Source organism: Noviherbaspirillum agri (assembly GCF_054780595.1).
Window position 1 is genome coordinate 206,548 of record NZ_BAAGWA010000007.1, and the last position, 9,923, is coordinate 216,470.

Consider the following 9,923-nt stretch of genomic DNA (forward strand, 5'->3'; position numbering starts at 1 on the left):
ATGTCCTGCCTACACCTTCTCCACCTGCACCAGCACATCGTAAAACGTGGGTGCGTTGCCCATGTCGGTCAGGCGCTGGCTGGTGACTTCGTTAGCGTTCTTGCCATCGGCGGCAAACTTCTTCCACCATATCGACAAGCCAACTACCAGTCCCCTGCGTGCCTTGTCGGTCACGCGCGCCTTGGCGACGAATGATCCGCGCTGGTTGAAGATACGTACCTGATCGCCATCATCAATGCTGCGTTGTGCCGCATCGGCGGGATGGATATCGAGGTGCGGTTCGCCTTCCGTATCGCGCAGACTCTCCACATTGACGAAGGTGCTGTTGAGAAAGTTCCTTGCTGGCGGAGAAATCATTGCCAGTGGATATGCTTTTGCCAACTGAGGACTGCTCGCAGGAGATTCATGCGGAGGGATATAGCCTGGCAAAGGATCAAGTCCGTCGGCCTGCATGCGCGCCGAATAGAACTCGCACTTGCCGGACGGCGTGGGAAATCCGCCCTGTGCAAATGATGCTTCTGCCACATTCAGCTTCTGCCAGCCTTTGCGCTTGAGCGAATCCCAGTCGAAATGAATGGCGCGCTCGTCCTTGCGGTTGAAGGCCTGCGCTGCAATTTCATCATCGTTCTCCTTGAAGCAGGCATCGTCGAATCCCATGCGCGCTGCAAGCAGCCGGAAGATCTCGGTGTTCGACTTGGCTTGTCCCAACGGGGCAATCGCTGCATTGTTGGCCATCATGTAGGAATGGCCATATGCAGAATGCACGTCCACATGTTCCAGCTGTGTCGTCGCCGGCAGGATGATGTCGGCATAATCCGCCGTGTCGGTTCGAAAATGCTCGAGCACCACCGTGAACAGGTCTTCGCGCGCGAACCCCTGTGCCACTTTGCGGGACTCGGGCGCGACGGCAACCGGGTTTGAGTTGTAGACAATCAATGCTTCGATCTTCGGCCCGAATTTCGATGATGAATCTCGCAAGAGGTCATCGCCGATGGTGCTCATGTTGATGGTACGTGGTCGCTCCGTGGGCAGCAAGTCGGGACGCTGCAACGCATGATTATTTTTCGGGAAGGTGTCGGACGAAGAAAGCTGAATGCCGCCCGCTGCATGGCGCCACGCACCAACAAGCGCAGGTAGGCAGGCGATATTACGCACCGCCATTCCACCTCCGTGCACGCGCTGCACACCGTAATTGAGGCGGATCGCAACCGGCTCGCCACGCTTTGCAACACTTCCATAGTCGCGCGCCAGCTGCTCGACCTCGTCTGCCGTAATGCCGCAGACCTCGGCGGTGCGTTGTGGAGTCCACTCCTTTACCCGCTCCCGCAACTGATCAAAACCAAGCGTGTAACGTTCGACGTAGTCTGCATCGATCAGGTTCTCCGCGATCAGCACATGCATCATGCCCAAGGCGAGCGCTGCATCGGTGCCCGGCATCAGCGCAATATGCTGGTGGCACTTCTCCGCAGTGAGCGAGCGGTAGGGATCAATCGCGATCAGTTTTGCGCCGCGGCGCTTGGCTTCCTGCGCACGCATCCAGAAATGCAGGTTGGAGGCGATCGGATTGCCGCCCCAGATCAGGATCAGCTTGGCATTCTGAAATTGCTCAAGGTCCGTCCCGATGCGCGCACCAATCGTGTACTTATAACCGGTGCCACCTGCAGAAGCGCAGATTGTGCGATCCAGCAGCGACGCGCCCAGTTTGTGAAAGAAGCGCGCCGCCATCGATTCGCCCTGGACCAACCCCATCGTCCCCGCATAGCTATAGGGCAGGATCGCCTGGGGATTGCGCGATGCGATCTCTTTCAGGAGAGCTGCAATGGTATCGAGCGCCTCGTCCCAGCTGATCGGCGCAAAGCGCCCTTCGCCTTTCCTGCCGATGCGCTTCATCGGTGTGAGCAAACGGTCCTTGTGGTAGGTGCGCTCGGCATAGCGGGCGACCTTGGTGCACAGCACTCCGGCTGTGGTGGGATGATCGGGATCGCCTCGCACCTGGGTTGCGACGCCGCCTTCCACGGTCACAAGCAGGGCACAGGTATCGGGGCAATCATGCGGGCAGGTCGCGCGTATCGTTGATGTCGTCATTGCACAACTCGGCGGTGGTCAGTTCAAGAGAGAATCTGCCGGGAACCCCGTTCGATCTATCGTCGGGCGGCGCCAGCAGTCGTTAAAATATGCCGTACGAGGCTCAGCGTAATATACCTACATTAAGCATGCCACGCATTCTCAGAAGCAACTCCCCGCAACTCGCGGCCATGTGGAGATAGCAATGAAGTTGATTGACCCGATCATCGAGTTCCAGTCGGAACTGTCACAAATCCGGCGCGATATCCACGCGCATCCCGAACTCTGCTTTGAAGAACGTCGCACTGCCGATGTCATTTCCCAGAAATTGACGGAATGGGGCATCCCCGTTATCCGCGGGCTCGGCATTACCGGTGTCGTCGGCGTGATCAAGAACGGCACGAGCAATCGTGCAATCGGCCTGCGTGCCGACATGGACGCACTGCCCGTCCAGGAAATCAATACCTTCTCCCATGCATCCAGGAATGCCGGAAAGATGCACGCATGCGGTCACGACGGACATGTGGCGATGCTCCTCGGCGCGGCACGGCATCTCTCCCGGCAGCGCGACTTTGATGGCACGGCTTACGTGATTTTCCAACCGGCGGAAGAAGGCGGCGGCGGTGCGAAGCGGATGATGGATGACGGCCTGTTCCGCCAGTGTCCGATGGACGCCGTGTTCGGCATGCACAACTGGCCGGGTGTGCCGGTTGGCTGCTTTGGCGTCACCCCCGGGCCGATGATGGCCTCCTCGAATGAATTCGAGGTCACAGTTCGCGGCAAAGGCTCGCATGCTGCGCAGCCGCACAAAGGCATCGACCCGATCATGGTCGCAATCCAGATTGCGCAAAGCTGGCAGACCATTGTGGCACGCAACAAGAATCCGCTCGAAGCTGCGGTGCTGTCGATTACGCAGATCCATGCCGGAAGCGCGACCAACGTCATTCCGGATGAAGCGACCCTGATTGGCACTGTCCGCACCTTCAGCACGCCGACTCTGGATCTGATGGAACAGCGCATGCGCGCCATTGCCGAGCACACCAGTGCCGCTTTCGACGCCGAGGTCGACTTCAGCTTCACGCGGAATTACCCGCCACTCGTAAACCATGCAAAGGAAACCGCGTTCGCCGTGGAGGTGCTGAAATCCGTTGTTGGCGAGAAGAATGTCGACACCAACATCGAACCCACCATGGGTGCGGAGGATTTCGCATTCATGCTGCAGGAGAAGCCGGGATGCTACGTATTTATCGGCAATGGCGAAGGCCTGCATCGGGAAGCGGGCCATGGCCTCGGACCATGCAATCTGCACAACCCGAGTTATGACTTCAACGATGAGCTGCTGCCGATTGGTGCGACCTATTGGGTACGTCTCGTCGAGTCCTATCTGAAAAAGGCGTAACGCCGCTATGCTTTCAGCACGTACTGCAAGTGCTGACGCCTCGCCCGCCTCGTTCGATTCGGTCGCTGCGATCCATGCCTCGCCGCTTGCGCGCATCGCCCTGGCCAATGTCGAGCGCGAGTATCCAAACAAGCTCGATCATGTGCTCAACGATGCATCGGACGTGCGGGCGCCACGCGAGCTGCACCCGGCGTTTTTCGGCAGCTTCGACTGGCACTCCTGCGTACACATGCACTGGACGCTGGCGCGACTGCTGCGCCTTTTCCCGGAATTGCCGGAAGCCGAAAGCATCCACCTCGCCTTCGACCATCGCTTTACCGAGGCAAACATCTCCGCAGAGGTCGCCTACCTCGGGCAACCGTCACGCCAGTCGTTCGAGCGCACCTATGGCTGGGCATGGTTGTTCAAACTGCAGGCCGAGCTGCTGGCGTTGTCAGACTCCGACCATCGTGCCGGTGCATGGTCCGGCGCATTGGCGCCGCTGGCGGACGCCTTCGTTGAGCGGTATCTGCAGTTTCTTCCACTCGCCGGCCACCCCATCCGCTGCGGGACGCATACGAATAGCGCTTTTGGTCTGTTGTTTGCGCTCGACTACGCCGAAACCATCCAGCACGTCGCGCTGCGCAAGCGGATCGTTGAGAAGGCGAATGACTGGTACGGTCGAGACCGTCGCTATCCCGCTGCGTACGAACCAAGTGGGGAGGACTTTCTGTCACCCGGCTTGATGGAAGCGGTATTGATGATGCGTATCGTCGATGGCTGCAGCTATGCGGACTGGTGGCAGGTCTTCTGCCCGACGGTGCATGATCTGCAGACATGGCTAACGCCCGTTATTGTGAGCGACCGCTCCGACCCCAAGCTTGCGCACCTGGACGGACTCAATCTCTCGCGTGCATGGTGTTGGAGGATGCTCGTTCAGCAGTTACCGCAGGAACTGGTTCCTGCGGTAGCGACAGCCATCGACGCACACCTCGCCGCTTCGCTGCTGCATGCAGTGCATGGCGACTATGCCGGAACGCACTGGCTGGCGAGTTTCGCATTGCTTGCATTGACCGAGCGTTAAAGTCAGAAAGAGTGCACCAGCATTACGGGGGATGAGATGATGCGACTCATCGTATACAAACGGTGATGGGTCTGCGCAACATACGTGCAGGCCGGTCGCCAATAAGGCGATTCTTCGTCATCATTCGCAGGCGGCCTCGTTGAACTTGCGCACGGTATAGCGATGCTGGGCAGTTGCAGAGGCGGAGTTGTCGCGTTCTGGTGCGTCGTCAACAAACCGCCAATGGATTTGATGATACTTCGCCACGACATCCCGGTGCGCGATGCTGACGAGCGAGATGCCCGGCAATTCTTTCAGCACCAGCTCATATAAGGCCTGCTCCGTGTCCGCATCGAGTGCGCTGGTCGCCTCATCGAGAAACAAGACCTGTGGGCGAGCCAGTAATGCACGCACAAAAGCCACGCGCTGCTGTTCCCCTGGCGACAGGCGCTGGCTCCAGTTGTCGACATCATTCAATTTTTCTTGCAGATGCGGAAGCCGGCACAGCACGAGATAGTGGCGGATTGCGAGATCCTTGTATGCACCTTCCGGCGCGGGGTAAGCAAGCGCTGCACGTAGCGTCCCGATCGGCAGGTAACTCTTCTGCGGCAAAAACAGCAACCTCATGCCGCTTGGGATTTCGATATGGCCGCTACCGTAAGGCCAGATTCCGGCCATCGCCCGGAAGAGCGTCGACTTGCCGCATCCAGAAGGGCCGGTGACAAGAATGCACTGGCCGGCATGGATCTCGCCCGACATCGGCTCGTTCAATTCGGCTCCATGAGGAAGTCTTAACACTACGCGGTCGAGCAAGATCGCGCCGACATTGTTCCTTTCCACGGTAATGCCAGATGCCTGCATCTTTGCGGTGCTAACTGCGGCATGAAAGCCCGCCAGGCGGTTCACGCTGGCTTTCCACGCCGCGAGCGAACCGAAAGCATTGATGAACCAGGAGAGCGCCTGTTGTACATGGCCGAATGCCGAAGCAATCTGCATCAGTCCGCCCAAGGTGATGGCGCCCGAAAAATACCGCGGCGCACCGACAAGGAAGGGGAAGATGATCGCAAACTGGTCATAGAAATTGGACGCCACATTCAGACGCTTGGTCGTGCGCATGATCGACCACCAGTTTTTCCAGATCCATTCAAGCCGGCCGGCAAGCTGACGGTGCTCCTGCGCCTCGCCGCGGTACAGGGCGACCGGTTCGGCATGCTCCCGAATACGCACAAGCCCGAAGCGAAAGTCCGCTTCGTAGTGTTGATGGTTGAAGTTAAGCAATACCAGCGGCTTGCCAATCCACCAGACGAGCAGGGAACCGATCGCAGCATACGCAATCGCAAACCACACCATGTAACCGGGGACTGTGATGTCCTGCGATCCGATCATGATGGAGAGTGGCCCGCTCACCGACCACAGTATGCCGATGAAGGACAGCAGACTCACGACACTGGACAGGAGTCCCAGCGAAAGATCCAATGTTCCGCTGGTCAGGTAGTTCAGGTCCTCCGAAATCCGCTGGTCGGGGTTGTCGGCACTGCGCGCCTGCTCGATTCGGTAGTAGGCCTGGTTGCTCAGCCATTCGTCAAGATACTGACGCGTCATCCATAGGCGCCAGCGCATCTGCAGCGACTGCGTGAGGTAGACACGATAGATCGCTACGGCGATATAGATGAAGGCGAGGTAGGAAAACCGCCACAGTTGCTCGCGAAAGACGCCGAAGTCCTTGTTTTCCAACGCATTGTAGAAATCGCGGTTCCACTCGTTGAACAGCACGTCGAGGTAGACCAGGCCAAGCGCAAGGATAACCACTGCACCAAGCAGGCCGCGCGCCGTCCACTTCTCTTCGGACATCCAGTACGGCTTGATGAGCAGCCATACTGCACGCCAGTCGGTACGTTCTCGAATGCGAGCTGTCATTGCACTTATCTGAAAACGCCACTTGCTGGCTCAAGACATCGGCGTAATGTGTCTATGCGCATCAGGGTAGCCGATCAGGTGCAGTGCCAATGCGTTTTCCCGGATTCAGTTTTTCCAGTGCGAGCAAAGCCGCGGACTGGTCGGCATTGGGAACGAGGTCGAGGATGCTTCGGAAGCATTGGGTAACCAGCTCGGTAACCGGCAATTTCACACCAGCCGCGCTGGCGGCGGCCAGCACATTATCCAGATCCTTCGTCTGGCTTTTTACCTGGCCGCCCGGCATGAAATTCCGCTCGAGCATACGCTGCCCATGGACCTCAAGAATGCGGCTTTCGGCAAAGCCGCCGCGAATTGCGCTGCGAACCGCAGCGGGGTCCGCCCCTCCGGCTTCCGCCAACAGAAGCGCTTCGGCGACAATGCTGAGCGTTCCTCCAACAATCAGCTGGTTGCAGAGTTTGGCCAGCTGTCCGCAGCCGGGCTCACCAACACGCGTAGGTCGCCCCAAGACCGTCAGGACAGGTTCGGCACGTGCAAAGTCACTTGCACTGCCACCCGCCATGATCGCCAGCGTTCCCGCCTCGGCACCCAGCACACCGCCGGAGACGGGTGCATCGATGAATCCAACACCGCATGCAGCCAGCCTCGCCTGGAATTCCTTGGCCTCCGACTGCCGGGTCGAACTCATGTCAACCACCAGGGCACCCAGCCGGAGCGCAGGCGTCGCCATGTCGAGCACCTGTCCAACTGCAGGCCCCGCCTCCAGCATCGTGATGACGATATCTGCGCCCTGCACGGCTTCGCCCGGCGTATCGGCCACTGCAGCTCCCAGTAACTCGAGCGGCTCCGCCTTCGACCGCGTTCGGTTCCATGCCGACAGCGGATATCCCGCCTGCAATAGTCGCGAAGCCATTGGTTTGCCCATGAGCCCGGTGCCTAAGAATGCGAGCGTTGGTAGCCGAGGGGAAACAGTCATGAGCGCTCCTTCAAAGAGAATCGATTGATAGCATAATGGTGCGTCATCATCTCAAAATTCCACTGCTTATGTCGACGAGCAATGTTCAGATGGCGTTCGATACTCCGATGTTGTTAGGCGAGTCGCCCCTGTGGCATCCCTGTGAGCGAGCTCTGTATTGGATCGATATTGCGGGGCGTGCCGTACATCGCTTGCATCCGGAGAGCAATGCACATATCGCTTGGGGGCTGCCATCCGAGCCCGGATGTATTGCGCGCTGTGCCGACGGCGGGCTGATCGTAGCCATGCGGTCAGGGGTGGAGATTCTGGACACAGTTTCGGGCAAATTGAGCCCTCTACTCGACGCACCTTTTGATCCCTCGCGAGTGCGTTTCAATGATGGGCGCTGTGATGCGAAGGGACGGTTATGGGTAGGTTCGCTCTACGAACCACGTGATCGACCGGGCGCCACCTTGTACTGCATTGAGCGCGGCGTAATCCGCGACGTGGGGCATCCGGTCACCGTATCGAACGGTGTCGCATTTAGTATCGACGATTCAACCCTCTACCACGCCGATACAACCGCACATTGCATCCGCGCCTACGACTTTGATCTCACAACAGGCAGTGTGGGAACGAGCCGCGTTTTCAAGCAGTTTTCGCCTGACAGAACGAATAGTTACGGTGGGCGTCCCGATGGCGCCGCCGTCGATAGTGAAAACACGTATTGGTGCGCCATGTATGAAGGCGGTCGCCTGCTACGCCTGTCTCCAAGTGGCGACATACTTGCCGAGATTTCCTTGCCGGTCCGTTGCCCCACAATGGTTGCATTCGGTGGCGATGACTTGCGCACCCTCTATATCACCACAGCACGCCACAATCGCAAGGAGGACGAGCTCAAAGACCATCCACTTTCAGGCTGCGTGCTGTCGCTTTGCGTGGACGTGCCTGGCCGCGTCGAGCCTGCGTATCTGTCCTGAATCAAACTTGTGCATCGTTATTTCTGTGCGAGGACTGACTCTGGCTAGAATTTCGAAGAAGTCCAAGTTGTGCTCCCTCAGCGCAATCAGAATAACCAGCCCTGAAGGCGTTCGTACATGCGCTTCAATGTCAAGAATTTCAGCGCTTTCGCGCTGTGCGCAACTTTTTTTTGCGCACCAATTTCTGGGAACGCTGCAGACTCAATTGCAGTCGAGATTGGCAGCGGCAATAAGACAAGAACGGGGTCGGTCGGCGTCCAATGGAACTGGGACAAACGTTGGTGGGATTCGAATGGAACCCATATCGGCGGCTATTGGAATCTCAACGTCGCTTATTGGCACGGTATGCGCTTCCAAGACATGTCGAACCGCTCCCAAAATATCGGAGGCGCCGGAATTACCCCCGTATTTAGACTTCAGAGGAATAGCCTGAAAGGGCCCTACGTGGAGCTCGGCATTGGCGTACACATCTTTTCCGACCGCTACGATAATAACGGCCGACAACTCTCAACGAAATTTCAATTCGGCGACCACATTGGAGTCGGTTATGTCTTTGAAAACAAATGGGAACTCGGCATTAAGTTTCAACACTTTTCGAATGCCAGCATGAAGCAGCCGAACGACGGCGTCAATTTCGCCATCATCAAGCTTGGCAGGCAGATTTAGAATCTATCCGAAAATAATATTGACCTTCATCGATACTTTGCGGATGACGATTATTGCTGCCGCCAAATGATGTAAGGCCAGATAACTGCGCTGCAGCTCCTCGTAGCGCACCAGCAGTTTGCGGAAACAGTTAAACCAGTGATGTGCCCCCAATAAAGAGTGCCAGTCAGGATCTAGTAAAGTTCGTTTTCGAAAGGGAGAACGAACGTGAGGAAGCGGTTTACCGACGAACAGATTATTGGTGTTTTGAAGCAGGCAGATGCCGGGGTTCCGGTCAAAGAGCTGTGCCGACAGCATGGATTTAGCGATGCGTCGTTTTACACCTGGCGCGCCAAATTCGGTGGCATGACGGTGTCGGATGCGAAACGACTGCGGGAGCTGGAAGCGGAGAATGCCCAGCTCAAGAAGCTGTTGGCCGAATCGATACTCGATGCAGAAGCGCTGAAGGTCGCGTTGTGCCGAAAGCACTGAGCCCCCAGGCCAAGCGTGAGGCGGTGGCGGCGATGCAGGAGAAGACGAAGATCTCCGAGCGCCGTGTCTGCCTGCTTGTGGGACTGTCACGCACTGTCTTGCATTACCAGAGCAAAGCCCAACCCGAGAACGATCAATTGCAAAGTCGCATGGTTGAGCTGGCTGGCGTTCGCCGTCGCTTCGGCTATCGGCGCCTTCATGCGCTATTGCGGCGCGAGGGCATCGAGGCAAACCACAAGCGGGTATTCCGCCTTTATCAGGACGCGGGATTGGCAGTAAAGCGCCGGCGCAAGCGGCATGGTGTTGCAGTAGAAAGAGAGCCGCTGGCACTGCCAAGCCGGCCCAATGAAGTATGGTCCATGGATTTCGTCAGTGACGCGCTGGCCAATGGCCGGCGGATCAAGGTGTTGACCATCGTGGATGATTTCACCA

The 9,923-nt window shown here is 57.8% G+C and carries 7 protein-coding genes and 2 pseudogenes; 5 read left to right on the plus strand and 4 right to left on the minus strand.

Annotated elements, in window-relative coordinates; genetic code table 11:
- Positions 1 to 9: 9 nt before the first annotated feature.
- Entirely contained in the window at positions 10 to 2,085 is a 2,076-nt protein-coding gene (locus ACYVIA_RS14455) for a molybdopterin-containing oxidoreductase family protein (protein ID WP_460841906.1), read from the minus strand.
- 184 nt (positions 2,086 to 2,269) lie between these two features.
- Here ACYVIA_RS14455 and ACYVIA_RS14460 point away from each other — a divergent pair, with 184 nt between their 5' ends.
- Together ACYVIA_RS14460 and ACYVIA_RS14465 are read left to right on the plus strand one after the other, a co-directional pair.
- A complete protein-coding gene (locus tag ACYVIA_RS14460; protein ID WP_460841908.1) occupies positions 2,270 to 3,463 on the plus strand; it encodes a M20 aminoacylase family protein in 1,194 nt (397 codons plus the stop codon).
- 7 nt (positions 3,464 to 3,470) lie between these two features.
- The gene (locus ACYVIA_RS14465) at positions 3,471 to 4,526 is read left to right on the plus strand and encodes a DUF2891 domain-containing protein (RefSeq protein ID WP_460841909.1); all 1,056 of its coding nucleotides are present in this window, start codon (positions 3,471 to 3,473) and stop codon (positions 4,524 to 4,526) included.
- Positions 4,527 to 4,646: 120 nt separating this feature from the next.
- On the opposite strand, the gene ACYVIA_RS14470 is transcribed toward ACYVIA_RS14465, so the two are convergent.
- Entirely contained in the window at positions 4,647 to 6,422 is a 1,776-nt protein-coding gene (locus ACYVIA_RS14470; RefSeq protein WP_460841911.1) for an ABC transporter ATP-binding protein/permease, read from the minus strand.
- 61 nt (positions 6,423 to 6,483) lie between these two features.
- The gene (locus ACYVIA_RS14475; RefSeq protein WP_460841912.1) at positions 6,484 to 7,395 is read right to left on the minus strand and encodes an NAD(P)-dependent oxidoreductase; all 912 of its coding nucleotides are present in this window, start codon (positions 7,393 to 7,395) and stop codon (positions 6,484 to 6,486) included.
- A gap of 89 nt (positions 7,396 to 7,484) precedes the next feature.
- On the opposite strand from ACYVIA_RS14475, the gene ACYVIA_RS14480 reads away from it, so the two are divergent.
- Positions 7,485 to 8,354, plus strand: a complete 870-nt coding sequence (locus ACYVIA_RS14480; RefSeq protein WP_460841914.1) for an SMP-30/gluconolactonase/LRE family protein — start codon at positions 7,485 to 7,487, stop codon at positions 8,352 to 8,354.
- Between the two features lie 117 nt (positions 8,355 to 8,471).
- A complete protein-coding gene (locus ACYVIA_RS14485; RefSeq protein WP_460841916.1) occupies positions 8,472 to 9,020 on the plus strand; it encodes an acyloxyacyl hydrolase in 549 nt (182 codons plus the stop codon).
- A gap of 3 nt (positions 9,021 to 9,023) precedes the next feature.
- On the opposite strand, the pseudogene ACYVIA_RS14490 reads toward ACYVIA_RS14485, so the two are convergent.
- Positions 9,024 to 9,164, minus strand: a pseudogene (locus ACYVIA_RS14490) (IS5/IS1182 family transposase); the annotation flags it as partial.
- Positions 9,165 to 9,227: 63 nt separating this feature from the next.
- Here ACYVIA_RS14490 and ACYVIA_RS14495 point away from each other — a divergent pair.
- A pseudogene (locus tag ACYVIA_RS14495) lies at positions 9,228 to 9,923 on the plus strand (IS3 family transposase); the annotation flags it as partial.

Coding starts and splice junctions, on each gene's coding strand:
- ACYVIA_RS14465 (WP_460841909.1), top strand. CDS start 3,471: ATGCTTTCAGCACGTACTGCAAGTGCTGACGCCTCGCCCGCCTCGTTC.
- ACYVIA_RS14480 (WP_460841914.1), top strand. CDS start 7,485: ATGGCGTTCGATACTCCGATGTTGTTAGGCGAGTCGCCCCTGTGGCAT.
- ACYVIA_RS14475 (WP_460841912.1), bottom strand. CDS start 7,395: ATGACTGTTTCCCCTCGGCTACCAACGCTCGCATTCTTAGGCACCGGG.
- ACYVIA_RS14485 (WP_460841916.1), top strand. CDS start 8,472: ATGCGCTTCAATGTCAAGAATTTCAGCGCTTTCGCGCTGTGCGCAACT.
- ACYVIA_RS14460 (WP_460841908.1), top strand. CDS start 2,270: ATGAAGTTGATTGACCCGATCATCGAGTTCCAGTCGGAACTGTCACAA.
- ACYVIA_RS14470 (WP_460841911.1), bottom strand. CDS start 6,422: ATGACAGCTCGCATTCGAGAACGTACCGACTGGCGTGCAGTATGGCTG.
- ACYVIA_RS14455 (WP_460841906.1), bottom strand. CDS start 2,085: ATGACGACATCAACGATACGCGCGACCTGCCCGCATGATTGCCCCGAT.